Here is a 25,420-nt window from a genome sequence, read left to right as displayed (position 1 = left end):
GAGGCCACGGCGAACTCCCTCTTCTCCCCAGCGGGGAGAAGGTGGCCCGAAGGGCCGGATGAGGGGGCGCGAAGCGCGGACATTTGCGTCATGACTGTCACCGGTTCTCCCGTTTCGCTGGCGAGAAGCGGATGGTCTCGCATGCATCCACGATCTGGCCCTCCAGAACCGCCAGAATGGTTTCGAGAACCGCCCGCCGCTCCTTGAGCACCTCGTCGTTCCAGAAGCGCAGAACCGAATAGCCATGTTCGTTCAGCCAGCGGGTGCGCCGCTCATCCGCCACGCTCTCGGCATGCTGGCTGCCGTCGAGTTCGACGATCAGATGCCGTTCCCGGCAGACGAAATCGGCGACATAGGCACCGAGCGGGACTTGTCGGGAGAACTTGTGGCCGTTCAGTTGCCGGTTGCGAAGATCGCTCCAGAGGCGAAACTCGGCCTCCGTTTCGTTCTGCCGCAGTGAGCGCGCCTGATCCGTCTTGCCGGGGCGCCGCTTGGTGATGTCCGGTTGATGGCCTGCCATGTGGGAGCCCCCCTCATCCGGCGCTACGCGCCACCTTCTCCCCGTTGGGGAGAAGAGGTCACGCCGGCGCCGTGCGCCGCCTTTTTCGAGGCCCAAGCGTTCCGCTTCGAGGCCCAAGCGTTCCGCAATGGTAACGGCCGTTGGAAACGGCGCCGGCGCCGCATACTCCCTCTTCTCCCCAGCGGGGAGAAGGTGGCCCGAAGGGCCGGATGAGGGGGCGCCGAAGGCGGGTGACATCACGCCACAATCTCCGCCGTCTCCAGCACGGCCTGCAGCAGCACGTCGCAGCCGGCGGTGGCCCAGTCCTTGGAGATCTCCTCGGCCTCGTTGTGCGACAGGCCGCCGACGCAGGGGCACATGATCATCGTGGCGGGGGCGACCTTGGCGGCCCAGCAGGCGTCGTGGCCGGCGCCGGAGATCAGGTTCATGTGGCTGTAGCCGAGCCGTTCGGCGGCACTGCGCACCGTCTCCACCAGCTTCGGGTCGAAGGTGACCGGGTCGAAATGGCCTACGGCCTCGACCGAACAGCCGACGCCGAGCGCTTCGCAGATCTGGGCCGCTTCCTTCTCGATGCGGGCGCGCATGGCGTTGAGCTTGGCGAGATCCGGCGTGCGGATGTCGACGGTGAAGATCACCGTTCCGGGCAGGACATTGCGCGAATTGGGCGAGAACTTCACCTGGCCGACGCCGCCGACGGCACCCGGCTGGTTGTCCATGGCGACCGTCTGGACCATTTCCATGATGCGGGCCATGGCAAGGCCGGCATTGACGCGCAGGTTCATCGGCGTGGAGCCGGTATGGGCCTCGCGTCCGGTCAGCGTGAATTCCAGCCACCACAGGCCCTGACAGTGGGTGACGACGCCGATCTGCTTGTCCTCGGCTTCGAGGATCGGACCCTGCTCGATGTGGTATTCGTAATAGGCGTGCATCTGCCTAGCGCCGACCTCTTCGTCGCCGAGCCAGCCGATGCGCTTCAGTTCGTCGCCATAGGTCTTGCCGTCGGGATCCTGGCGGCCATAGGCATAATCGAGCGAATGCACGCCGGCAAAGACGCCCGAGGCGAGCATGGCCGGGGCAAAGCGCGCGCCTTCCTCGTTGGCCCAGTTGGTGACGACGATCGGGTGCTTCGTTTTGATGCCGAGATCGTTCATCGAGCGGACGATTTCGAGCGCTGCCAGAACACCGAGCACGCCGTCATACTTGCCGCCGGTCGGCTGGGTGTCGAGGTGGGAGCCGACATAGACCGGAAGCGCATCGGGATCGGTGCCGGGACGGGTCATGAACATGGTGCCCATCTTGTCGACGCCCATGGTCATGCCGGCCTCTTCGCACCATGTCTGGAAGAGCTTGCGGCCCTCGGCGTCGGCGTCGGTCAGCGTCTGGCGATTGTTGCCGCCGGCAATGCCGGGGCCGATCTTCGCCATGTCCATCAGCATATCCCAAAGGCGATCGCCGTTCACGCGCAAGTTCACGCCGGGTTGAGCCGTCATGCCAGTATCCTCACCTGTTTTCGAGGGGCCATGCAAACCGCATGCCCCGTAATTCCCCTTGTCGTCGACAGCCGATGTTTTTTGTTTCTCTGGCTGGCGAAATGGCCGGTTGCCTTTATTTGACAACTGACCAATAATTTGACCGACTGGTAAACATTACAACTTCCGACGCGGCACTCAAGACGGAAAACGCGAAAAATCACGACAAAATAGCGGGCATCTGCCTGAAAAAGGTGCACGGGTAAAATTGTGAAAGATCAAGCTTTTAGGCTTGGTCGCGGGGCGGAGCGGGCAGCGCATGGCGATACCGAGAGCGGCACAGACACAGAGGCGGACGCGGATCCAGGAAGAGAAGGAGGAGCTCATCCTCGAAGCGGCGCTCGACGTCTTTTCGCTGAGGGGGTTCCGCGGCTCGACCATCGACCAGATCGCCGAAGTCGCCGGCATGTCGAAGCCGAACCTGCTCTATTATTTCCGCACCAAGGAGGGCATGCACCGGGCGTTGATCGACCGGGTTCTGGAAAACTGGCTCGAACCGCTGAGGGCCTTCGATGCCGAGGGCGACCCGGAAGAGGAGATCCGCTCCTACATCCGTCGCAAGCTCGAGATGGCGCGCGATTTTCCGCGCGAGAGCCGGCTGTTCGCCAACGAGATCCTGCAGGGCGCGCCGCATATCGAGGACATGCTGAAGGGGCAGTTGAAGGAACTGGTCGACGAGAAGGTCGAGGTCATCCGTTCCTGGATCCGGGCCGGCAAGGTCTATGACTGCGACCCCTATCACCTGATCTTCTCGATCTGGTCGACCACGCAGCACTATGCCGATTTCGACGTGCAGGTGCAGGCGGTGCTCGGCGAGGGCGAGAGAAGCACGTCGCGCTTCGAGGATGCGGCGCGCTATCTGGAAGGTCTCTTCGTGCGCGGCCTCATTCCGAAAAAAAAGACCGACGGCGCCTGATCAGTCCGGCAGCAGTGCCATCACCAGCAGGCCGCAGGCCGTGACCAGCGCCCCGAGGAAGACGGGAGCGGAGGCCCAGCCGTGGCCGATCAGCCCTTCGATGACGATGATGAAGGTCGGTGTCAGATAACCGTAGGCGAGAACCTTGGGGGCCGGGAGGCGCATCGAGGCATATTGCAGGAGGAAGAAGGTCACGGCCGTGGCGATGACCGAGAGATAGAGAACGGCGATCCAGACGATTGACGGCAGGGCCAGGAAGTCCACCGCGACGAGGCGGGGCGCCGCCGGAACGAGGATGAAGCCGAAGGTCGCGACCGCCGCCCAGAAGACGAAGGCGAGAGGCGCTTCCTTGCGGTTGAAGAGCCGCAGCAGCGGCACATAGGCGGCATGGCAGAGCACGCCGACGAAATAGATCATCTCGCCGCGGCCGATGTCGAAGGCGAGGAGGGCGCCGACATCGCCGCGAAAGATCACCCAGACGGCGCCGGTCGCGGCGATCAGCAGGCTGGCCAGCACGCCCGGACGGGTGTGCTGGCGCATCAGGAACCAGGCGAAGACGGCGCTCAGCAGCGGCATCAGCGTGAAGATTGCTCCGGTCGCCACCGGCTTGGTGAATTGCAGGGCGATGAACATGGTCGTCATGTAGACCGCCATCAAGAGGCCGAGCACACCGAAACGCCAGGGCTTCCTCGGCAGCGCCAGAGAGACACCCAGTTTCAGGCAGAGCAGGCCGATCAACGCCACCGTCAGCGCATAGCGCAGCGCCTGCAGCGCGATCGGGTCGATCAACCGGGTGGCGATGCCGCCGAAGGAGAAAGAGCCGGAAACGAGCAGGGAAAACAACAGCACCGCGAGGTGAGCCTTCAGCTTCTCCCGTCCCATGGCATGGGTATTGTGGCCGCCGCTGGCGGAATCTGGCTTGGTCACGGAGGCTTCGGTCTGATTGAGCGTGGCCGGAAGGGGCCGAGGGCCGCCTGCTTATCACGGCGGCGACGGCGAAGGAAAGGCCACCTTGACGGGAGCAAGACGGAAGAGAGGGGGTCAGACGGCCTCCGCCGTCTTCCGCTTCAGCCAGGACCGGTTACGGGCAAAGTCGATGAAGGCGTTGCCGTCCATCGGCCGGGCCAGCGCATAACCCTGCAGGGTCTGGCAGCCAAGGTCGCGCAGGATCGAGGCGTGGTTCATCGTCTCGACCCCTTCCGCGACGATCTCGATGCCGAGCGAGCGACCGATGTCGACGATCGAACTGATGAGCCGGCGCTGGGCGGAGGAGGCGATGATCGGCGCCGTCAGCTGGCGGTCGATCTTCAGGCGGCGCGGCGACAGCTTCAGGAGGCTGAGGATCGAGGCATAGCCGGTGCCGAAATCGTCGATCTCGATGTCGATGCCGTAGGCCTTGATGCGTTCGATGCTGCTGGTGACGGCCGCGCCCTTGTCGTCGAAGGAGATGGATTCCAGAAGCTCGAAGGACAGGCTGCCGGGTACGAGATCGAGTTGGTCCAGCCGCTGGAGCAGGCTCTCGTCGAACAGCCGCTGCGCGGAGATGTTGACCGAGACCCTGCCGATGGCCAGATCGTTGGCCAGCCAGCGTGTGCGCTGGAGGAGTGCCTGGTCGAGGATGGCCGCGTCGATCTGCGACACGACATTGAGGCTTTCGGCGATCTTCAGGAAGCGGTCCGGGCCGAGGATTCCCTCATCCGGATGGTCCCATCGGGCGAGCGCCTCGACGCCGTTGATCTCCAGCGTGTTGGCGTCGAACTGCGGTTGGAAATAGGCGATGAAGTCGTTCTGCTCCAGCGAGCGGAGAATGGCGTCGGCGGTCTTCTTGGTATTGATCGTCAGCGATTTCAGGTGGTCGGTATAGCGCTCGACGCGGTTCCTGCCATGGCGCTTGGCCTCGTAGAGGGCGATGTCGGCATTGACCAGCAGCTGCTCGGCCCGGACGTCGCCCTTCTCGCGCATGGCGATGCCGATCGACGCGCCGACGCGGCATTCGTGCCCGGCATAGGTGATCGGGGTGTTGACGGCATCTATCAGTCGGCGGGCAAGGTCGCCATATTCGCTGTCGGTCATGGTGTCGGCGCAGACGACGACGAATTCGTCGCCGCCGATGCGGGCGACGAAGTCCTCGAAGCGTGTATTTTCGCTGAGTTTGCCCGCGACATGGCGCAGGATGGCGTCCCCGGCACCATGGCCAAGCGTGTCGTTGATGTCCTTGAAGCGGTCGAGATCGATATGCAGCACGGTTGCGCTGGCTTTCGTCGCAGTCTCTGCGTCGAGCCGCATCAGATGCTGGTCGAGATAGCGGCGGTTGGGCAGGTTGGTCAGCGCATCATGCAGCGAATTGTGCTCCATGTGCTGGCGGGCTTCCTCTAGCTCCAGGTTCTGCAACTCCGCCTGCAGCTTGGCCTCGCGCAGTTCCTGCTGCAGCCGGACATCGGCGGTGACGTTCCAGTTGACGCCAACCAGCTTTTTGCGGAAATGGCTGTCGCGATAGGTCGTGCCGAAGGCGCGTATATGGCGCACCTCGCCGTTTGCCGCCATGACACGGAACTCGGTGACGTAGTCCTTGCCGGATTCGAGGGCCCTGGCGAAGACCCGCTCAGCTTCCTCGAGGTCGTCAGGATGCAGTGCGTTGCGCCATGTCTCGTAGGTGTATACGCCATCTCTCTCGACACTGTAGAGCTGCCGCATGCGTGCATCCCAATGCAGCTGGCCGCTGCCGATGTCGAGTTCCCAGACGCCGATGCGCGAGGCTTCCAGCGCGATTTCCAGGCGATGGGAGATGGCGCGCAGCTCTTCCTCGCGCTGGCGAAGGGCGGCGATATTGGCTTGCCGCTCGCTCAGCAGCCGAGCGATCCAGGCCACGGGTGCGACGATCATGGTGCCGACCAGGATCATCAGGAAGCGCGAGACCCACAGATCCGGCGCCGGCTGGCTCCAGCCGCCCTTGGGCGTCGCGACGATTTCCCAGCTCTCATTGCCGAAATTGATCGGCATGCCGACCGGGCTGTCTTCGAAGATCGCCGGGTCGCCGTAGAAGGGCTTGCCGAGCTTGCCGTCCTTGATCCTGCTTGCGATCGCAACGTCGATGCCGAGACCGTCCGCATCGAGGCCGCCATAGGCGTAGAGCTTATCCAGGTCGATGACCGCGGCCACCAGACCCCAGAAGTCGCGCCCGCCCTTGCTCTTCCCGACGACGACCGGATAGCGGGCGATCAGGCCGCGGCCCCCCTGCACCAGGTCGACCGGCCCGGTCACCACGAGGCGGCCGGATTCCTGCACCAGCAGCGCGGCCTTCCGCTGCGCTTCGCTGGTGCGATAGTCGAAGCCGATCAGCCGTTCATTGCCGGTGAGCGGATAGGCCATCCGAATGACGAGATCGGGTGCGGCGGCCAGATTGCGGAGCTGGTGGGGCGTGTCGAAAATTCGGCGCGCCAGGGCGGAAAAACGTGTCTGGTCTATCTTCGGTTCCGTCTCGATGACGGCGACCATGCCCTGCACCAGCTGGATATTGGCGTTGATGCCGCCCTCCAGACGTGCGCGAATGAGCCCCAATTGCTCGGCGACCCCGTTGCGCAGGTTTTCCTGATGCAGGCGGTTCTTCTGATGGTCGGCATAGAGAAGCGCGATCGCCACGGCGGCAACGACGATGACGGCGGGAATATAATACTGGAGAGCCGCGCTCAGCGCACCCCAACCTCTTCTCCCGCTGCCCCTGCCCATGCCTTCGGTCTCCATTCAGCAGGCTGTAACAATCTTTGGTTGTGTTTCTGCCTGCTCTAAATGAGGAGGTTTTCATGAAACCCTTGAAATTTGTTGAATCGCCTGGCTGAAATCTCGCCCGGTCGGGCCGGTTGCTGGTCTATCCGAGTAAAGCCGAAGAAAAGACCCCCTTTCGGGGGCCTGATCCATTCGGGGAAATAATTTTGTTATTCGGCGGCCTGCATTGCCATCGGATTGTTTGGATGCGTTGTCCAGTTGGCGTAGTTCGGATCGACCGGCTTTCCGGTGCGCTGGTCCAGCGTTCCGGCCTCCAGGCCGACCATGGTGATGCAGTTCTCGACCGGACAGACATTGACGCAAAGGTTGCAGCCGACGCATTCGTCCTCCATCACCTCGAAGTGGCGCAGGCCGTTGACCTCGGCCGTGATCGCCTGGTGCGAGGTGTCCTCGCAGGCGATGTGACAGCGGCCGCACTTGATGCAGGCGTCCTGGTCGATATGCGCCTTGGCGATGTAGTTGAGGTTGAGATACTGCCAGTCGGTGACATTCGGCACGGCGCGGCCGGTGATGTCGTCGAGACTGCGGTGGCCCTTGGCGTCCATCCAGTCACTAAGGCCAGTGATCATCTCCTCGACGATCTTGAAGCCGTAGGTCATGGCGGCGGTGCAGACCTGCACATTGCCGGCGCCGAGCACCATGAATTCGGCCGCATCGCGCCACGTCGTCACACCGCCGATGCCGGAAATCGGCAGGCCATAGGTCTCCGGATCGCGGGCGATTTCGGCGACCATGTTGAGGGCGATCGGCTTGACGGCCGGGCCGCAATAGCCGCCATGGGTGCCCTTGCCGCCGACGGTCGGGTTGGGAGCGAAATTGTCGAGGTCGACCGAGACGATCGAGTTGATCGTGTTGATCAGCGAGACGGCATCGGTGCCGCCGGCCTTGGCGGCGCGGGCCGGCTTGCGGATGTCGGCGATGTTCGGCGTCAGCTTGGTGATGACCGGCATGCGGGTGTATTGCTTGCACCAGCGCACCACCATTTCGATATATTCCGGCACCTGTCCGACCGCGGCACCCATGCCGCGCTCCGACATGCCGTGCGGACAGCCGAAATTGAGCTCGATGCCGTCGGCGCCTGTCTCTTCCACCAGCGGCAGGATGGCCTTCCAGGCCTGTTCCTCGCAGGGCACCATGATCGAGGCGATCAGGGCGCGATCCGGCCAGTTCTTCTTGACCATCTTCATTTCCTGAAGATTGACCTGAAGCGGGCGGTCGGTGATGAGTTCGATGTTGTTCAATCCGAGCAGGCGACGGTCGGCGCCCCAGATCGCGCCGTAGCGCGGGCCGTTGACGTTGACGACCGGCGGGCCTTCCTCGCCGAGCGTCTTCCACACAACGCCGCCCCATCCGGCCTTGAAGGCGCGTTCGACGTTATAGGCCTTGTCGGTCGGCGGCGCCGAGGCGAGCCAGAACGGGTTCGGCGATTTGATGCCGACGAAATTATTGCGAAGATCAGCCATGGTTTCGTTCCTCTCGGGCCAGGGTCAAGCGACAGCACTTGCTCCCGCCGTTTGGACGGCGAGAGAACGATTGATAGATTCGGCCGCATCGCGGCCCATGGCGACGGCGGAAACGGTGAGGTCCTGGCCGCCAAGCGCGCAGTCGCCGCCGGCCCACACGCCGGAGACCGAAGTGCGGCCTTCCGCATCGATGGCGATCTTGCCGCCTTCCAGCCTCAGGTTTTCAACACCGAGCGCGTCGAGCTTCTGGCCGATGGCGACGAGGATCAAATCCGCCTTGATCTCGGCAATGTGGCCCGTGCCCTTCATCATGCCATTCTCGACATGGGTGTATTCCAGCGTGATCGCCGAAACGTGGCCGTGGTGGTGCGCCACTTCCTTCGGCTGGAGCCAATGGCGGATGTGCACGCCCCTGGAGGCGGCGAGGTTCTGCTCGAACTCGGAAGCGTTCATGTGCTCCTTGCCGCGGCGGTAGCAGATGGTGACGTTTTCCGCCCCGAGCAGCTTCGCCTGCACGGCGGCGTCGATCGCGGTCATGCCGCCACCGATGACGACGACGTCGCGTCCGACCGGGACGTCGCCCTTGTCGGTGGCTTCGCGCAGGTTGGCGATGAACTCGACCGCGTCCAGCACGCCGTTGACATGGGAGCCGGGAATGTTCAGCGCGTTGACCTTGCCAAGGCCGGTGCCGAGGAAGACGGCGTCATGCCTGGCCTGGAGGTCGGCGAGGGTGAAGTCGCGGCCGAGCATCTGGCCGTCCAGCACATCGATATTGCCAAGCGACAGGATGTAGTCGACTTCCTTCTGGGCGAAGTCGTTGGTCGTCTTGTAGGCGGCGATACCGTATTCGTTGAGGCCGCCGGCCTTTTCGCGGTGATCGTAGATCGTCACGCGGTGGCCGTGCATGGCGAGCCGGTGGGCGCAGGCAAGGCCGGCCGGGCCGGCGCCGACGACCGCCACCGATTTGTCGGTCGCCGCGGCCGGCGTGTAGAACTGGCGGCCCTGGTCGATGGCGATGTCGGTCGCATAGCGCTGCAGCCGACCGATCTCGACCGGGCGCTCTTCCGCGGTGTTGCGGACGCAGGCCTCCTCGCACAGCGTTTCGGTCGGACAGACGCGGGCGCACATGCCGCCGAGGATGTTCTGGTCGAAGATGGTCTTGGCTGAGCCGATCGGATTGCCGGTCGAGATCTGGCGGATGAACAGCGGAATGTCGATCGAGGTGGGACAGGCAGTCATGCACGGCGCGTCATGACAGAAGTAGCAGCGGTCCGAGGCGACCAGCGCTTCATGGTCGTCGAGACGCGGATGAAGATCGGAGAAATTCTTCACGTATTCGGCAGCGTCAAGCCGCCCGGCCTTCAGGCCCGGTTCCAGTCGTCGCATCGAAGTTCCCTCTTTTTTATGGTGCGATTGACGACAGGCTAACTCAGGAAAAAAAATTTATCAAACGGTAAAATTTTCTCCTGCGCGCTGCCCAAAACCTAGGCAGGGCAGGGGGTCTAGCCCTCCAGCCGCGCCTGCTCGCGCTCCCGGTAGACCTTGGGCGGCATGCCAGCATTGTGGGTGAAAAAGCGACTGAAATAGGCCTGGTCCTCGAAGCCCAGCCGGCTGGCGATCTGCTGGATCGACAGCGCGCTGAACACCAGGTCGCGTTTGGCCTCGAGGACGATGCGTTCGGCGATCATGCGGCTCACCGGCTTGCCGGCGATGGCGCGGGTGATGCGGTTGAGATGGGTCGCCGATATGCCCAGTTGCGCGGCATAGTGGTCGACCGGCAGCCGGATGCGAAAGCTCTCGTCGATCATGTCCTTCAGCCGGGCGAAACGCTCCCGGTCGCGGTCGGCCTCGCGTCGCTGCCGTTCCGCGCCGCTCATGCGCATGGTCAGGAGAAGGGCGGTCGTCAGCATGGTTTCGACCAGGATCGCCGGCCGTGCCGCACCTTCGACGATCTCCCGCTCGGCCCGGTCGAGCGTTTCGCCGAGATAGGGCGTGTCGGGGTGATCGGCGGGCAGGCGCGTCAGGCTCGGACGCGCGAGCCATTCGGCGAGCCCCGCATGGCCTGGAAGATCCGCCGGGAACCGTCGCGACACCAGCGTGATCACCGCGCCGTCGACGTCCCGGGAGAAGCGAAAGCCGTGGTCGTGGCGCTCCGGCATGACGATCACCGTCAGCGGCCCGAAGGCCTGCCAGCGACCGTCGATCAGGGCCTCGCCCTGGCCGGCGCGGATGTGCAGAATCTGAAACAATCGCTCATGGCGATGCGGCCGGATCTCCCAGCTGTGCTGCGAGCTTCGGCTGAAAATCGTCTCGGCATGGGCCCAGAACTCCGCGTGTTCCGTCGGCTTCTCGCCGTACAGGCTGTAGATCGGCACCGGCCTGGTCACGTCTCGGTCTCGGCTCCATGTTCGAATTGTCCAAGACTGTGCCGGAATCTTCCATTGCCGGCAAGGTGCCGCGGCTTATCATTCCGCAAGAACAGGAGGAGGATTTCCATGCGCACCCAGGTCGCCATCATCGGCTCGGGGCCTTCGGGCCTTTTGCTCGGTCAGTTGCTCAGCAAGGCCGGCATCGACAATGTCATCATCGATCGTGTCGACCGCGACTATATCCTCGGCCGTATCCGGGCCGGCGTGCTCGAAGCGGGCGCCATCGGCATGATGGACCGGGCGGGCGCGGGGACGCGCATGCACAAGGAGGGGCTTGTCCATGACGGCTTTGCGCTGTCCTTTTCCGGCCGGCGCCATCGCATCGACCTGAAAGGTCTTACGGGCACATCGGTCATGGTCTATGGCCAGACGGAACTGACGCGCGATCTGATGGACCACCGTGAGGCCGACGGCAGCAAGACGATCTACAACGCCGCCCATGTCACGCCGCATGATTTCGATGGAGAGAGCCCCTATCTCACTTACGAGAAGGACGGGGCCACTCACCGCATCGACTGCGATTTCATCGCCGGGTGCGACGGCTATCACGGCCCGAGCCGGGCGGCGGTCGAGGGCAGGGGGCTGAAGACCTACGAGAAGGTCTATCCGTTCGGCTGGCTTGGCCTCTTGGCCGACGTGCCGCCGGTCGATCACGAACTGATCTATGCGAACCACGCGCGCGGTTTTGCGCTCTGTTCGCAGCGCTCGCTCACCCGTTCGCGTTACTATGTGCAGGTGCCGCTCTCCGACACGGTCGAACAATGGTCGGATGACGCCTTCTGGGACGAGATCCGCCGGCGCCTGCCAGCCGACGTGGCGGAAGCCATGGTCACTGGTCCGTCGATCGAGAAGTCGATTGCGCCGCTCCGTTCCTTCGTCGCCGAGCCGCTGCGGTTCGGGCGGCTGTTCCTGGTCGGCGATGCGGGCCATATCGTGCCACCGACCGGCGCCAAGGGCCTCAATCTCGCGGCGTCCGACGTGCATTACCTGTTCGAGGGCCTGAAGGAATTTTACGGCGATCGCTCTTCGGCCGGCATCGACGCCTATTCGGGCCGCGCCTTGTCGCGCATCTGGAAGGCCGAGCGTTTCTCCTGGTCGATGACCATGCTGCTGCATCGCTTCCCGGATGAGGGCGATTTCGACCAGAAGGTGCAGGAGGCCGAGCTTGACTATCTCTCCGGTTCGTCTGCCGCACAGACCGCCATGGCGGAGAACTACGTCGGTCTGCCTTATTAAGCGCTGGGAATACCAGCCCTCCAGACGACACGGCCGGTTGCCTCGCAGCCGGCCGTATTTGTCTTGCGTCAAAATATGATGCGAATTCTCATGTTTTAATCTTTACTGCAAAAATCAAGTTTAATAAGGTCCGGACTCACAAGACGGGAAAGCCGTGCCCAAGTGGCGGCGAGAGTTGAGGAATGGACATGGCGAAAAAGGGCAAGAAGCAGGCGGCGCAAAAGCTGGCGGCCAAGGCGGAGCAGGGTGCTGCCAATGCGCCGGCTGCGAAGGCCGCGCTCAGCGTCCGCAGCTTCCTCTATGTCGGGGGACGCGATTGCCAGGTCGCACATCTGCGCCAGATCGCCAGCAATCACGGCGCGGAACTCATTCACCACGATGGCGGATTGAGAGAAGCGGTGTCGCGCATCGATACCGTGCTGCCTTCGGTCGACTGCGTCTTCTGCCCCATCGACTGTATCAGCCATGACGCGTGTCTGAGGGTGAAGAGCGGCTGCAAGAAATTCGGCAAGACCTTCATTCCCCTGCGCAATGGTTCGAAGTCCAGCCTGGAGCGGGCTTTGCAGACCCTGAATGAAAGGAACGACAATTCATGACCGACGATGATTTCGACCCCACGCTGCTGATCGGCCTGCACAAGCTGGCGGAGCACAATTGCGAGGGCCTGGTGCCGGCCCTGCACGAGCGGTTCGCGGACGTTAGTGCCGTTCGGCAACACACGGCAGAAATCCTACCCCTGCCGGGCTTGCATCAGCGGCCCCCCACACCCATCTCTTGCAGGTTGCCGTATGGCGATGCCAAAATCATCAACTTTCCTGCACCGAAATGGCAGCGGAATGCCTTACGCAAGAATGGGTAGCCCCGAGGTTAGCAGCGGCGCAGGACCTTTCAAGGACGGACTGCATGAACGCGATCAACCCCGTGGATCTTGGTGGCGTCGACGTCACGCCGATCCTTCCGTCGCTCAACTTCTCCCAGACCCGTGACTTTTATGTCGATGCGCTCGGCTTCGAACAGCAGCCGGCCGCCTGTGACGAATACCTCGTGCTGAGACGGGGCCGCATGGTCCTGCACTTCTGGAGCTGCGACGACCCGCACATGGCCGTCAACAGCTCGGTCTTCATCCGCAGCGATTCCCTGACGCCGCTTTACGAAGAGTTCCTGGCGCGCCGAGTGGACGGCCTGGTGCGGGTCGAGGACGAGGACGGCGAGGAAAACATCGCCCGCTTCTATGTCCGGGACCCTCACGGCAATCTGTTGCTGTTCGGGCGCAGGGAGACCGCCAGCCTCTGAGCGCCCACGTCGCCGGGCCGGCGCATCGCGGGCCCGGTCCCGGCCACGCCGTGCGACAGAATTCCGTTCCGCCTGCCACATGCACGCGGCAGGTGGCCCGACATGATGTCGCTCAGGTCTTGGGCGCGGCAGAAAATGCGCCGATCCCGGCCAGCAGCCAGCCGAGCATCATCAGAATGCCGCCGCTGGGGGCCGCCATCGGAAACAGGCCCGTGCCGTAAAACTGCTTGAGAACGAGATCGCCGGCGAAGAGCAGCGTGCCTATGCCCATCAGCAGGGCCGCACCGGTCGCCGGCCGGATCAACTTGTGGCCGGCGAAAAGCGCCAGCATGGCCGGCGCATGGGCCAGGCACATGGCGGAGGCCGGTCCCAGCAGCGCGCCCCCCATATGCGTGGCGGCAGCGGCGAGCCCCACGCCGCAAGCGCCGAGCAGGCCGGCCAGAAGCAGGACGAGCGGGCGGATCCGGTCGCAAAATCCCGTCATCGCCGTCATTCCTTGTTCTGCATATGGAAGCCCAGCTTCTCGATCGGCGCCCAGATGATTTCGCGCAGTTTTTCGTGCTCAACCGTTTCGTCGAGCGCCTGGCGGAAGCACAGGAACCATTCGTCACGCTCCTCGGGACCAATCTCCGCGACCATATGGCGGCGGCGCAGCATCGGATGCCCGCGCTTTTCCATGTAGATCGGAGGACCGCCGAGATAGCCGGTCAGGTATTCGTAGAGCTTTTCTTCGCTGTCCTTCAGGCTCGGCGGATGGATCGCGCGGCAATGCGCGGCCTCCGGAAGCGTGTCCATCAGTTCGTAGAAGCGGTGGCAGAGCGCCCGCACCGTGGCGTCGCCGCCGATCGCTTCGTAAAGGGTGATCGTTTCTTCTGTCACGTCCAAGCCTCGGTTTCCTGCCCTCTTTTGCCGGTTTGACGCCTCTTGGGCAAGGGTGGCTTCGGATCGCGCACTGCGACAAATGGTGCGCGGCGAGGCTTTGGCGTGCACCAGACCTTACCGGCAGTGAGGTCGATCAGTTCGGGAAGGAGATTTCGCTGAGCGGCGTCAGGCGCTCGAAGCTGGGCCGGGCCAGCCGGTAGCCCTGGATCAGCGTGACGCCGGTGTCGCGGATCAGGTCCCTGTCGATGTTGACGATGTCCGGCTGCATCTTGGCCAGCAGGTTGAGCCCGGTGCCCTTATCGACGGCCGACAGCACCGAGCCGGCGCCTTCTTCTTCGGGCCTGCGCACGAGCGCCTCATGGGCAAAGACCTGCCGCCGCTCGACATCGACGATCGGCTGGAACGCCATCGAGAACGGACTCTGAAAGGCCGTGCCGTCGCGGCAACCGGCGCATGATACATTTATGGCGAGACCCCTGCCGTCGCGCCGTTATGCCACAAGTTGATTACGATTGCCTGACGCCGCCGGTCTTGTGCATCGACCTCGCCCCAGGCCGGACCGGAACGGGCAGGAAACCCGCGCGCGGCGGGTTTCCCATGGTGGTGACGCAGCGATGTCAGTCGAGGCACTTGGCGTCCGCGACATGCGCAAGCAGGCGGCTGGTGTCGGCGGTGAACAGCGGGCCGTTCTCGTCCTCGTCATTGCCTTCCAGATGGTGCGAATTGAGGCTGATCACGCGGTTTTCGCCCGCACCGCCGCCGACCTTGAAGTCGGTGAACCAGGCGCCGCCGCTGTTTCCCGAGCGCATGGGATTGCCCTTCATCGTGACGATGCCGTCCACGACTTCGGACCATTCGCCGTCCACCTTGTAGAGGAAACGGCCATTGCCGAAATTGGCCGGATAGCCGATCGCCGTGAGTGCCTTGTCCGCCGGGCTTCCGGTGGTCATTTCCAGCGGCTTCTCGTCGTCCTCGCCGTCTGCCAGGATGAAGGCATAGTCATAGGCATAGTTCGGCGCCGGATCATGGAAGGCGTCGAACAGCGAGACGCAGCGCCAGCCGACCGTCTGGGCCTTCGCGCCGTCATTATAGGCACGCTCGAAGGCGAAATCGGAGAACCACTTGCCGGTTTCCTCGTCCATCACGCAGTGCGCGGCCGTCAGGATCACCGAGGCGTCCTCGACGAACTGGGCGGTGCAGGCGGAAGGAATGCCGTTGTTGTCGCGGAAAGTCAGCCGTCCGGCACTCCAGTAGGGCGCTGCGGCGGATGGATCGTCGACCTTCTCGGGCACCCCTTTGAGCAATGTGCCCTGCTTGTCAGGGCCGGCCTTGAGGTCGAGCATGTTCGGGTTGAGCGCCCTGAAGCGTTCCTGCATCTGCTTCAGCTGTTCGGGCGATACTTCCTTGCTCGGCATGGGTCTTGCCGATTCCCGTTCCTCCAGGGTGAGCGGCGCCTCGGCTTTCTTGGCCTTCTTGAGGTTTTCGATCTTGAGATCGGCCGCGGATGCGCCCGAGGCGGCGAGCGCCAGGGAAAGCAGGGCCGAGGCGGTGCGGCGCAGGGCGCCATGCAGTTTCGTCATTGTCCTGATCCTCTTTGCTTGTCGGGCGCGACGGCAAGGGAGCGCATCCGGCGCGGAGCGTCTTTCGCCTCGCGGCCCACGGTTCGGTGTCGGGGAGGTGGCCGGATGATCCGGCCACCCTTGTTCGCTCGCTGCGTCAGATCATCAGCGGCATGCGCAGTTCGATCATGCCGCGCTCGATCAGGCCTTCCGACCCGACGTCCGGGACGAAAACACCGCGGTTCGGATCGTATTTCAGCGTGATGTCGGTCACGCCGCCGCCGAAGCGGGCAACCGCATTGTTGCCGATGATCTTGGTGATGATCGTCTCGCTGGCGAACTGGCTCTGCAGCCAGACATAGACATTGGTGAAGGGCGTCATCTGGATCTGCTGCTGCGACAGCACCGACTGGGCCGAGATCGGCTTGCGTTCGGCCAGCTTCTTGCTGACCATGGCCGACTGCGACAGGCCGAAGGTCAGCGCCGGGTACTGGGTGTAGGGCATCATGTTTTCGGCCGCATAGGTGCCGCTGGCGATCCCCGGATTGTTCTGGAACACGCCGAAGGTGGCGGCCGGCGTGAACGGGTAGTAGCCGGCGTCGAGGGCCGGACCGGGCGTGACTTCCGAAAGCTTGGAGATGTTGTTGCCCTGGGTCACCTCGGTGGTCGAGGCGTAGATCCAGTAGTCTTCCGTCCACTCGACGGTGGTCGACTGGAAGGGGTCGATCGACAGCCAGACGACGTTCGGATCGCCGCTGCCGACGGGCTTGGCGAGCGTCAGCCGCTGGCCGGCAGCCTTGATGACGTTGAGGTCGGTCGGGTCGATGTTGAGGGTGAGCGAATAACTGGGCATGGCAATTTCCTTCCTTCGCAAGGGTTGGTCTTGGCGCCGCGGGACGCGTCATGCGTCGCTAAAGCGTTCCTATTTGCACAACCCCTTGTCCTACATTTTCAACCTGTGAACGCATCCGGTTTATCGGTCACGGATTTACCCGCAGATTGTAGGGGTGACAAAAAGCTGAGCACAGGGAATGGCTTAGGTTGGTCGACGGCAAACGAGACGCGCGAATGAAATATACACCTATGCGTGTATTTGTGTATTGACTTAAATTTGAGGGCGTGCTCAAAAAGGAACGGTTATGATACACATTCATGACTGCGGCAGCCCTGAAGCGGGGCGCGAAACGAATGTCTGGCGCGTGTGACGATGCGAATTGGCTATGCCCGTGTTTCCACCCATGATCAGAACATCGAGATGCAGTTGCGGGCGCTCCGTGCCGCCGGGTGTGCCGAGATCTACGCGGACCAGGGGCTGTCGGGCGCATCCCGCTCGCGCCCGGGTCTGGTCCGCTCCCTGAACGAGCTGTCGGCCGGAGATACGCTGGTGATCTGGCGCCTCGACCGGCTCGGGCGGTCCCTGTCGCACCTGATCGAGGTGGTGGCCGAGCTCGGCCGCAAGGAGATCGGCCTCTATTCGATCAGCGAGTCGATCGATACGGCCTCGGCGGGCGGCATCCTGATCTTCCATATCATGGGGGCGCTTGCCGAATTCGAGCGAGCGCTGATCTCGGAGCGAACCAAGGCGGGCATGTCGGCCGCCAAGGCGCGCGGCAGCGCGATCGGCCGGCCCATCAAGCTGATGCCGGACGAGGTCGATGCGGCGCTTGCTGCGATCGGGGAAGGGGTTCCGCTGGCCGCCGCGGCGCGGCAGTTCGGCGTCAGCCGCTCGACACTCTACCGCAGCATGCGCCGTACCACCGGGGGGCCGACTGCGGCCAGGCCTTCCATCCGCACGCCCGCAGGGCCTGCGCTCATCGAGGGTTGACCAGGGCCCCGCGTGCCGTCGGTCGAAGCAAAATTTCTGCCGACAGGGAACAAAGATTTCATTCGCGCGCTATCGGTGGGCGTGAACGGGCTCCATGGATTTTCGGCGGTGCGGCATTTTTTCAAGCGGCGCCTGACGTCGCTGTCACGAAGGCCCGTCGCCGGCGGTTGTCATGCCCGACCCGTCACGTTCAAACCGGCTGATCCGATGCCGGTCTTCAGGAAGGCGGACCATGAACGAGACAATCGCGCTTATCGGCTCGGGGCCCACCGCGATCTACACGCTGTGCGGTCTCTTGGACTCAGCCCGGCCGCTGACGATCACCATCTTCGAAAAGGAAGCGGTCGCCGGCAAGGGCATGCCCTACCATCCCGCAGTCAACGACCGGGCCATGCTCGCCAACATTGCCAGCATCGAGATCCCGCCGATCCGCGAGACACTGGTCGCGTGGCTTCATCGCCAGTCCGACGCCGAGCTGGAGCGCCTGCGCGTGCAGCGGGCAGCCATCGGCGAGCGCGCCTTCTATCCGCGCATCGTCCTTGGCGAATATTTCAAGTCGCAGTTCGACGGCCTCGTCGCCGAGGGCGTCGCCCGCGGCCATGCGATCGTCGTCAAGGCGGGACACGAGATTTCCGACATCGCGCTCGGCGGAGACGACATCCGCCTGACCGTTGCCCGGCAGGAAGAGCCGCCGCAGCACTATGCGTTCGGCCACGTGGTCATGGCGACGGGTCACAGCTTTGCCGACGTCACCGAGGTCAAGCCGGGTTATTTCGCCTCGCCGTGGCCGGCAAGCCTGCTGAAGACCATTCCGGCCGGACGCGTCGGCATTCTCGGCACCTCGCTCAGCGCCATTGATGCCATGGTGACGGTCGCCACCCGCCACGGCAGTTTCTACCACGACGAGGCCGGGCTGCTCGAATACCAGCCTGCCAGCGGGTCGCAGGATCTGCGCATCAGTCTGATGTCGCGCAAGGGCATGCTGCCGGAGGCGGACTTCTATTTCGCCATCCCCTACGAGCCGCTGTCGATCTGCACCGACGAGGCGATCGACGCGCTGGTCGAGAGCGGGCGCGAGGATCTGCTCGACGCGGTGTTCGAGCTGTTTGCCCGGGAGTTGACCGCCTGCGATCCCGACTATGCCGCCAAGCTCGGCCTTGCCCATCTGACGGTCGAGACGATTGGTCCGGCCTATTTCGCCGAGCGGGAATCGCAGGAGCCCCTTGTCTGGGCGGCGCGCAATCTTGCCGAAGCGAAGCAGAACTATGAGAGCCGCACGACGATTGCCTGGCGCTATGCGATCCTGCGCATGCACGAGGTGATCGCCCAGGTCGTGCCGCATCTCAATGCCGACGACCTGAAGCGCTTTCACCGCCACTTCAAGAGCCTGTTCGTCGACAATTATGCGACCGTGCCGCATGCCTCGATCGAAAGAATCCTGGCGCTTCGTCGCGCCGGCGTGCTCGACATCATCACGCTGGGCCCGGACTACGAACTGGACACGGAAACCTGCGAGTGCGGGGCGATCGTTGCGTGGCCGGAAGGCCGCGTGCAGTTCGACGCCTTCATCGACGCGACCGGGCAGGGGCGGCTTTCGGCGTCCGACATTCCCTTTCCGAGCCTGTTGAACCAGGGCGTCGTCGGCAAGGCCAAGGTGCGCACCGGCGGACAGATCATCATGGACGGCGCGGTCGCCGAGCAGGAAGAGGTCGGTGGCGTCGGGCTCGACGCGTGCTATCGGCTGGAGTTTGACCAGCCGCTCTGCAACCGGCTCTACTGCCTGGCCCTGCCTTTCCTGCTGCACCAGTTCCCCTTCATCCAGGGGATCACCAGCTCGGCCGAGCTCGGCGAGACGGTGGCGACTGCCATTCTCGTGGAAACCCGGGAGGGGCTTGCAACGCCAGCCGGTACACTGTCGGACGAGCCGGCGCTGGCGCTCGCCGCCCCGTAGCGGGCGGCGGCAGAGCGGCAAGGGCGCCGACAGCCCTTAGTTGCTCCATGATTGAGCATAACACGAGAACCGTGTTTTCTTTGCCTCCTGGCCGTGTAAAGCTGTGAGCCTGCCCTTCATAGGAGGTGTGCATGACAGGCAATTGGCGGGCTCGCCTTGCGACTGCGATCCTGCATCCGGTGGCCGTGCTGGCGGCGGCGGCGCTCTATTTCCTGCTGGTCTACTATTTCGACACGCGCTGGCGCTTCATGCCCTACACCTTCGCCGTGACACTGGCGCTGGCCGGGATCTTCTTCGTCTTCAGCCGACGGGCGGTCTTCTCGCTCTACGCGGCCGGCACCCTCATCATGCTTCTGACGCTGCTCTCAGTCGTCAAGTTCAAGCTGAAGGGGCTGGCGCTGCATGCCTATGACTTCTTCTTCACCGGCACCGATCTGTCGATCGTCGATTTCCTGTGGTCGCACTACCGCTTCCATGCCGTGGCCGGCGTCCTGGCGATCATCCTGGCGGGGGTTCTGCTGACCGGGCTCTTCCGCAGCGAGCCTGCGCTGCGCGTGCCGCTGTCTATCCGGTTGCCGCTGGTCTTCGTCTTCGCCCTGGCGGCGGAAGTCACCCACCCGATCCACAATCCGCGCGAGGCGGACTATCTGCCTTATATCGCTGGCTACAATGCGTCGGCCCTGCCTCTGTCGCTGCGCAACCTGCCCGACCTCATGGGCGAACTGCCGATCGCTGCCCGCGTCGCCCATGCGAGTGCTGGCACATCGTTCGCCGACGATGCCGATTGCGGCCCATCCCGGGTGAAACCCGATCTATTCATGGTGCTGTCCGAAAGCCAGACCGCGCCGGGCGTCATTCCGGGGATCCCCATGTCGGCCGACCTGGTGGACAGTTTCCGCTCGGGTGACGGCACGATCAAGCCCTTCCACGTTGAGACGATCGGCGCCGGCACCTGGATGACCAACTTCTCGGTGCTGACCGGCCTGTCGACCGCCGATTTCGGCTGGCAGGCGGCCTATGTCACGCAATTGCTGGAGCACCGCATCAAGGGCGCGCTGCCCGATCTCCTGGCCCGCTGCGGCTATCGCACCGTGGCCGTCATGCCGCTGCCGTTCAACGCGCTGAACGAGGGTGCCTTCCTGACATCGATCGGTTTCCAGGAGATCTATGACGCCGACGCCATAGGGTTCAAACCCATGACGGTGCGAGACAAGCGCTATTTCGCCTTCATCGAGAAGCTGGTGGCCGATCACCGCCGCAACGACCCGCGCCCGCTCTTTGTCCATGTGCAGACGATGTTCGCCCACCAGCCCTATGACTATGTCCTGCTGCCGGACGCGCAGGCGCCGCCGCACGAATATGACGGCACGGGCGAGGTGGACGAATATATGCGGCGGGTCTGGCTGGCGCGCGCCGACCTTGAGGCCTTCCTCGATCGCCGCAAGTCGGAGCCCGGACCGCGGGGCACGGTCATTGCGGAATTCGGCGACCATCATGCGACGGTGACCCGCGATCACCTCACCGCCGGTCGCCCGGCCGAGGCCATGCTCACCGACTTCCGCTCGCCGCTCTACGAGACCTTCTATCGGGTCGAGGGTTTCGGTACGCCGGTCGACTACCGCCTGCTGCACCAGCCGGAGGATGCGGCGTTCCTGTCGGCGCGGGTGCTTGCCGCGGCCAATATGCCGGTTTCCAAGGTCTGGTCGGATCTGCTGGCGCTCAGCGAAGCCTGCAAGGGATGGCTCCACACCTGCGCCGATCGCGCCGGCGTCGATCGCCACATCAAGGGCCGGATCGACGGCGGCCTGCTGGTGGTGAATTGAGCCACCGCGTGCCGCCATCCATTGCACGCGCGCTTGTCTCAGCCGCCGCGGGAGACGAAGGACGGGTTGGCGAAATCGACGTCGGCGGCCTGATTCCGCTTGCCGTAGGTCAGCGGCGTTCCATCGAGGCAAAGCGTCGTGCCGCCCGCCGCCCGCAGCACGGCGTCGCCGGCCGCCGTGTCCCATTCCATCGTCCGGCTGAACCGCGGATAGATGTCCGCCACGCCTTCGGCGAGAAGACAGAACTTCAGCGACGAGCCGATCGAACGGCATTCGTCGATGGCGTGGTCGGTCAGGTACTGCTCCGTTTCCGGGTTGCCGTGCGAACGGCTCGCCACGGCGACCGGAGGCCTGTGGCCAGGACGAACGGCGATCGGCCGGCGCTCGGCGATGTCGAACTGCGGCGAGATGGTCAGCTTCTCGGCACCGGCCTTCGATCCGACATAGGCGACACCCATGGCCGGCGCATAGACGATGCCCGCGACGGGCGTGCCGTTTTCGATCAGCGCGATGTTGACGGTGAATTCCGGCCGGTCGGTGATGAATTCCCGGGTGCCGTCGAGCGGGTCGACGAGGATGAAGGTGGAGCCCCCGGTATCCGGGATCTTTCCGGCCGCGACCGCTTCCTCGGCGACCACCGGCACGCCCGGCAGGGCTTCGGCAAGCATGGCCAGAATGATCGCCTCGGCCCGTTCGTCTGCCACGGTAACCGGCGAGGCGTCGGGCTTCAGCATGACCGTGGCACTTGCCTGGCACACGTCGAGAATGGCGCGTCCGGCGGCCAAGGCCGCGTGTTCAAAAACTTTCAGCACGCCACGTCTTTCCTTTCACTTGCCACGCTTGTTGCTTGTAGTTCCCTTGAGATGACCAACAGGGTGGTGCCAACGCCCGGGTGTGCGGAGCCGACTCTCTGGCGCAAGTGACGTGTACAACTTCTATCGGCGCCCGGAACCTATTCTTGGTCGGTTTCGTGCAATGAGAGCAGGTCAGGGTTGGGCCAAAGTGATGCTTCCTTCGGCAATTGGACGGATGCCCCGTGTAGCCTAGCGCTGTTGTAAACGTCAGCTTCCGAGTAGGGCCCATCCTCTTGATTAGGATCGACGTAAACGATCCGATAATCGGGTGTCACATTGAGCCATCCTTTATCGTATAGCTTGTGATGGGTGGCGCATAAAGCCAAGCCGTTTCGTGGGTCGATTCTAAGATTCGGCTTTGCGGAGGCCCAGCTCACAATATGCGCCGCATCCAGACTGTCATGGAATGTTAAACCGCACATGCAGCAGTTCCAATCATAGGCCTGCAAGACAGCCTGCCTGAATACACGCTGTCTGTTTCCCCTAGACAAAGTCTGAATGTACTTTTCTGATGCAGTTCCAGGATCTGAAACCAGTTCTGCGACAATTCGGTCCAGCTCTGCAATCTTGAGATCTGAAAAGGGGTTGGCGACCGTGTTCCAGCCAAAGGCAAAGACTTTTTCAAGATCGGCTGTATGCCCGGGTATTCCCAAATAGCCACTGCCTTGTAAGCCATTGGTTTTTGACACGACCAAGGAGGTCAACCTAGGAAGATCTTCCTTGATGCAGAAATCTTGGATCGGCTCCAACACGAAGCGCATGGGACGGTGATGAATACCGATCTCGCGAGCCGCTTCGCCGTAAGTTGTTATTTTCTTGTCTTTCGCTAGCGCGGTAAGTATCGACCAAAGCCGTCCAGCACGCTCTTCATGGTCTACCGATTTCGTACCCAATGGCATTCCTCCAAGTGAGATATTTGGTGAGACGCGAGCGCTCGGTTGCATCGATGTGAATTGGGGTGCCTAATTTGGCGCATTAGAAGTAGCCCCGAGGATAGTGCAAGAATTTTAGAAAAACAGCGTAAAAGTTATTGCATATCTTCTAACGCGTGAGTTCCAGAAAAAGGAAAGCGCTAGAAATGAGCCTGAATTCCTAGAGGCTAAGTTTAATTTAGAGCGACACATTAGTCCGGATTCTCGCTCATTTGAAACATTAAATAGTCGCGGTTTGCTGTAGCCAAATCTCCGGACGGCCCTGACCTTGCCCCCAAGTTTTATCCAGTTTTGAGTTCGCTCGGGCGGTTTGGGCTTGCTACATTTGCGGCGGTAGCGTCGAGTTCTGGCAGGCGATGTTCGCCCTGGCTACCGGACGCCCGTCGAGGTGTTTGGTGATGATTTCGCACTCACCATTGGACAAACAATCGACTCGGATCTGTAGCTCCGTCGCTCTCTTGCGTCCTAAGGAAGGCGGGGACCTCCGACTGTCGCGGCAATCGCTGCGGAGGATACAATCGCTCGTCCGATAACAAGCAGGTTGCGCTAGTGCCTAGTGTCGATGACGGGCTCATCATCGTGGTGCGCAGACGTAGGCGATTAGGCAGGCAGTACCACTACCTCGGCGATGTCCGACATAGATCCCAATTTGATGTTGAATGCGTCCGCTGGCATCTGACTGGTGGTGGGGAAGGCGCACAGACGCCACTCCCGCTGGTAGGCAAACTGGAAATGCTTGAGGTGCACCGGTTTCTCTTTCCTGTGTATGAACGAGCAGGGATCGTAGTACGTCACGGGGCCGACCTTGATCTTCACCCCCGGCCACACCTTTCGTAGACCTGTGCCGAACCGCGAAGCGAAGACATCGGGCTTGCGGATGATGAGTGCGGCATCAGCGTTGAAGTCATCCGGCATCCGGCGGTCGATGTCACGGCAGGCGCACCACAGGACGTAGTCCGGGCATCGCACCGTCTCCTTGATGAAGCCGTCCTCGATGGGGCCGGCGAAGCCAGTCATCGTCTTGGCATGTGTGCGGCCCAGGCGGACGGCATCGAAGGCCGGATGGTGGAATTCGCGCTCACTTTCGAGATCATGCATGGCTTTCGACAGGCTTGCCTGGGAATAGAAGGAAGAGGGCGTGACACGAACTTCGCCCTCGTTGAGCATCTTCTCGATATGCTCCCGCTTGCCGAACTTGACGATCACGCCGTCGAGGTAATCAGGGTAGCCATTGAACAGACGCACGCCAGTCGGCTCGCCTTTCTCGAAATACTTGCCCAGCATTTCATTGCTTTCGGAGATGAGCCTCGTCGGGACACCACCTCGAGTTCCGAACTCCATCACCAGATGTGCGAAGAGCGGGCCGAACATGCCTTTTGCATCCGAAAAGTCCTCTCGCGGCGCAATCTGCCCCTTCGCTGTCAGGCGTACATTGTTGCGGTTCTGGTCAAGCCATCGCTGGGCGAGGTACTCATCGCTTGCGAGCATAAGGTAGGGTGTCTGGCAGTATTCGTAGCGCCACCAGTCGCTGCGGGGTAGAGATCCGTTCTGCGCGGACGTCGCCTTGTAGCGTTCTGCTGAGCGTCTCCAGTAGGCCGCCTTCTGCTCCAGCACCCCACTCCAAGCCATCGTACGAATCCTCTTGGTTGCCCTCGTTCATCGATATCTCCGCCAGCGACCCCTCGCAACGGCGACGGGCAAGAACATCGGAAATGGCCCCACGAAGAAGTCGTCCTCAGGATGACGAGGACTAGCAAGTGGCGCTGTAATGGGTAGATCCAGCCCGTGAGGGATAGGATTGAATCCTTCTGACGGCACCTGCCGTCAGAAGGCTGCTGCGTGCGTGTCGGTCGGTGGCCGATGCGAAGATAGGCATTCCAAGGACTTGTGAAGTATTAACCTTTGCCTCCCGCCGCAGTGCTGCACAACGCGACAAACTAGCTTCAAGATACTATCGGAGTCGCGTGAGCCAAAGTGGTTCCATCGGGCGAGAGCGGTCGCAATTCTTTATCTCGGAAGGTCGACGTAGCAAGAAATAAGGCCTTTAACTGTTCGTTAATCATAAAATCCATCGAATCCTTGGTTCCGCCGAGTCCTTTGAAAAATGCCTTTGACGGCGCGTCTATCGGGCTGAGGATCTCCGTTTGGGCCAACGATGATCGCCGAAGGCGCCCGGACCACGCGACGGCCGCCGCTAGCACCTGGCTTCGGTGTGGTGATTGAGAGACCCCGCATGGAACTTCCGTGCCGGACGACAGACGATGATCTCTGTGTTTTCGATCGCTCAATCCGCGCTTAGCGGTACTCAGTCCGCAGTTATGTGGCGATCGAGACTAAATTTAGATGGCGCACCCGACAGGATTCGAACCTGTGACCTTTGGAATCGGAATCCAACACTCTATCCAGCTGAGCTACGGGTGCATCC

At 62.7% G+C, this 25,420-nt stretch carries 23 protein-coding genes and 1 tRNA gene; 8 read left to right on the top strand and 16 right to left on the bottom strand.

The features are described from left to right. Positions 1 to 97: 97 nt before the first annotated feature. Complete coding sequence (locus L867_RS28195) at positions 98 to 520, bottom strand: endonuclease domain-containing protein (RefSeq protein ID WP_051438878.1); 423 nt, start codon at positions 518 to 520, stop codon at positions 98 to 100. A 236-nt stretch (positions 521 to 756) separates the two neighbouring features. Then, positions 757 to 2,010 carry a Zn-dependent hydrolase gene (locus L867_RS0107965; RefSeq protein ID WP_028736379.1) on the bottom strand — a complete coding sequence of 418 codons (1,254 nt, stop codon included), beginning with the start codon at positions 2,008 to 2,010 and terminating at the stop codon, positions 757 to 759. 298 nt (positions 2,011 to 2,308) lie between these two features. On the opposite strand from L867_RS0107965, the gene L867_RS0107960 reads away from it, so the two are divergent. Further along, positions 2,309 to 2,965, top strand: a complete 657-nt coding sequence (locus L867_RS0107960) for a TetR family transcriptional regulator C-terminal domain-containing protein (protein WP_028736378.1) — start codon at positions 2,309 to 2,311, stop codon at positions 2,963 to 2,965. Here the strand turns inward: L867_RS0107960 and L867_RS0107955 are convergent, their stop codons facing one another. The 5 genes from L867_RS0107955 to L867_RS0107935 form a co-directional block, all read right to left on the bottom strand. Then, a complete protein-coding gene (locus L867_RS0107955; protein WP_028736377.1) occupies positions 2,966 to 3,892 on the bottom strand; it encodes a DMT family transporter in 927 nt (308 codons plus the stop codon). 114 nt (positions 3,893 to 4,006) lie between these two features. After that, a complete protein-coding gene (locus tag L867_RS24840) occupies positions 4,007 to 6,691 on the bottom strand; it encodes a bifunctional diguanylate cyclase/phosphodiesterase (protein WP_051438906.1) in 2,685 nt (894 codons plus the stop codon). A 206-nt stretch (positions 6,692 to 6,897) separates the two neighbouring features. Then, positions 6,898 to 8,211 carry an NAD-dependent dihydropyrimidine dehydrogenase subunit PreA gene (gene preA / locus L867_RS0107945; protein ID WP_028736376.1) on the bottom strand — a complete coding sequence of 438 codons (1,314 nt, stop codon included), beginning with the start codon at positions 8,209 to 8,211 and terminating at the stop codon, positions 6,898 to 6,900. Between the two features lie 24 nt (positions 8,212 to 8,235). Further along, positions 8,236 to 9,597 carry an NAD(P)-dependent oxidoreductase gene (locus L867_RS0107940; RefSeq protein ID WP_028736375.1) on the bottom strand — a complete coding sequence of 454 codons (1,362 nt, stop codon included), beginning with the start codon at positions 9,595 to 9,597 and terminating at the stop codon, positions 8,236 to 8,238. Between the two features lie 116 nt (positions 9,598 to 9,713). Beyond that, positions 9,714 to 10,598, bottom strand: a complete 885-nt coding sequence (locus L867_RS0107935) for a helix-turn-helix domain-containing protein (protein WP_028736374.1) — start codon at positions 10,596 to 10,598, stop codon at positions 9,714 to 9,716. Between the two features lie 108 nt (positions 10,599 to 10,706). Here L867_RS0107935 and pobA point away from each other — a divergent pair, with 108 nt between their 5' ends. From pobA to L867_RS0107915, 4 genes are all read left to right on the top strand, one after another. Next, a complete protein-coding gene (gene pobA / locus L867_RS0107930) occupies positions 10,707 to 11,876 on the top strand; it encodes a 4-hydroxybenzoate 3-monooxygenase (RefSeq protein WP_028736373.1) in 1,170 nt (389 codons plus the stop codon). A gap of 188 nt (positions 11,877 to 12,064) precedes the next feature. Then, on the top strand, positions 12,065 to 12,472 hold the full coding sequence (locus tag L867_RS0107925) for a DUF2325 domain-containing protein (protein WP_028736372.1): 408 nt from the start codon (positions 12,065 to 12,067) through the stop codon (positions 12,470 to 12,472). After that, positions 12,469 to 12,735, top strand: a complete 267-nt coding sequence (locus L867_RS0107920; RefSeq protein WP_028736371.1) for a hypothetical protein — start codon at positions 12,469 to 12,471, stop codon at positions 12,733 to 12,735. Before L867_RS0107925 ends, L867_RS0107920 begins: the two co-directional genes overlap by 4 nt. 44 nt (positions 12,736 to 12,779) lie before the next feature. Next, positions 12,780 to 13,169 (top strand): VOC family protein, encoded by a 390-nt coding sequence (locus tag L867_RS0107915; protein ID WP_028736370.1) that lies wholly within the window; start codon positions 12,780 to 12,782, stop codon positions 13,167 to 13,169. A 112-nt stretch (positions 13,170 to 13,281) separates the two neighbouring features. On the opposite strand, the gene L867_RS0107910 is transcribed toward L867_RS0107915, so the two are convergent. The 5 genes from L867_RS0107910 to L867_RS24835 all read right to left on the bottom strand — a co-directional run bounded on the left by L867_RS0107910 (position 13,282) and on the right by L867_RS24835 (position 16,463). Then, a complete protein-coding gene (locus tag L867_RS0107910; RefSeq protein WP_037172898.1) occupies positions 13,282 to 13,653 on the bottom strand; it encodes a DUF423 domain-containing protein in 372 nt (123 codons plus the stop codon). 5 nt (positions 13,654 to 13,658) lie between these two features. After that, the gene (locus L867_RS0107905; protein ID WP_028736368.1) at positions 13,659 to 14,048 is read right to left on the bottom strand and encodes a group II truncated hemoglobin; all 390 of its coding nucleotides are present in this window, start codon (positions 14,046 to 14,048) and stop codon (positions 13,659 to 13,661) included. 136 nt (positions 14,049 to 14,184) lie between these two features. Continuing rightward, a complete protein-coding gene (locus tag L867_RS0107900) occupies positions 14,185 to 14,460 on the bottom strand; it encodes a hypothetical protein (RefSeq protein WP_028736367.1) in 276 nt (91 codons plus the stop codon). Positions 14,461 to 14,668: 208 nt separating this feature from the next. Further along, positions 14,669 to 15,631: a trypsin-like serine peptidase gene (locus L867_RS0107895; RefSeq protein ID WP_028736366.1), complete on the bottom strand. Its 963-nt coding sequence runs from the start codon at positions 15,629 to 15,631 to the stop codon at positions 14,669 to 14,671. 136 nt (positions 15,632 to 15,767) lie between these two features. Continuing rightward, entirely contained in the window at positions 15,768 to 16,463 is a 696-nt protein-coding gene (locus L867_RS24835) for a hypothetical protein (protein WP_181141526.1), read from the bottom strand. A 354-nt stretch (positions 16,464 to 16,817) separates the two neighbouring features. Here L867_RS24835 and L867_RS24830 point away from each other — a divergent pair, with 354 nt between their 5' ends. The 3 genes from L867_RS24830 to L867_RS0107875 all read left to right on the top strand — a co-directional run bounded on the left by L867_RS24830 (position 16,818) and on the right by L867_RS0107875 (position 21,209). After that, positions 16,818 to 17,435 carry a recombinase family protein gene (locus tag L867_RS24830; protein WP_084638491.1) on the top strand — a complete coding sequence of 206 codons (618 nt, stop codon included), beginning with the start codon at positions 16,818 to 16,820 and terminating at the stop codon, positions 17,433 to 17,435. Between the two features lie 232 nt (positions 17,436 to 17,667). Then, positions 17,668 to 19,386 (top strand): FAD/NAD(P)-binding protein, encoded by a 1,719-nt coding sequence (locus tag L867_RS24825; RefSeq protein ID WP_084638490.1) that lies wholly within the window; start codon positions 17,668 to 17,670, stop codon positions 19,384 to 19,386. Between the two features lie 131 nt (positions 19,387 to 19,517). Beyond that, positions 19,518 to 21,209 (top strand): sulfatase-like hydrolase/transferase, encoded by a 1,692-nt coding sequence (locus L867_RS0107875; RefSeq protein WP_028736365.1) that lies wholly within the window; start codon positions 19,518 to 19,520, stop codon positions 21,207 to 21,209. Between the two features lie 38 nt (positions 21,210 to 21,247). Here L867_RS0107875 and cysQ read toward each other — a convergent pair whose 3' ends face one another. From cysQ to L867_RS0107860, 4 genes are all read right to left on the bottom strand, one after another. Next, complete coding sequence (gene cysQ, locus L867_RS0107870; RefSeq protein ID WP_028736364.1) at positions 21,248 to 22,021, bottom strand: 3'(2'),5'-bisphosphate nucleotidase CysQ; 774 nt, start codon at positions 22,019 to 22,021, stop codon at positions 21,248 to 21,250. A 140-nt stretch (positions 22,022 to 22,161) separates the two neighbouring features. Next, positions 22,162 to 22,956: an HNH endonuclease gene (locus L867_RS26750; protein ID WP_169734069.1), complete on the bottom strand. Its 795-nt coding sequence runs from the start codon at positions 22,954 to 22,956 to the stop codon at positions 22,162 to 22,164. 639 nt (positions 22,957 to 23,595) lie between these two features. Continuing rightward, the gene (locus tag L867_RS0107865; protein ID WP_028736363.1) at positions 23,596 to 24,624 is read right to left on the bottom strand and encodes a hypothetical protein; all 1,029 of its coding nucleotides are present in this window, start codon (positions 24,622 to 24,624) and stop codon (positions 23,596 to 23,598) included. A gap of 715 nt (positions 24,625 to 25,339) precedes the next feature. Continuing rightward, a tRNA-Arg gene (locus L867_RS0107860) sits at positions 25,340 to 25,416 on the bottom strand. Positions 25,417 to 25,420 lie beyond the last annotated feature (4 nt).

This window comes from Paenirhizobium selenitireducens ATCC BAA-1503 (genome assembly GCF_000518785.1).
Classification (GTDB): Bacteria; Pseudomonadota; Alphaproteobacteria; order Rhizobiales; family Rhizobiaceae; genus Allorhizobium; species Allorhizobium selenitireducens.
The sequence above is the reverse complement of the archived record's forward strand: the minus strand, read 5'-3'. Positions and strand labels throughout refer to the sequence as shown.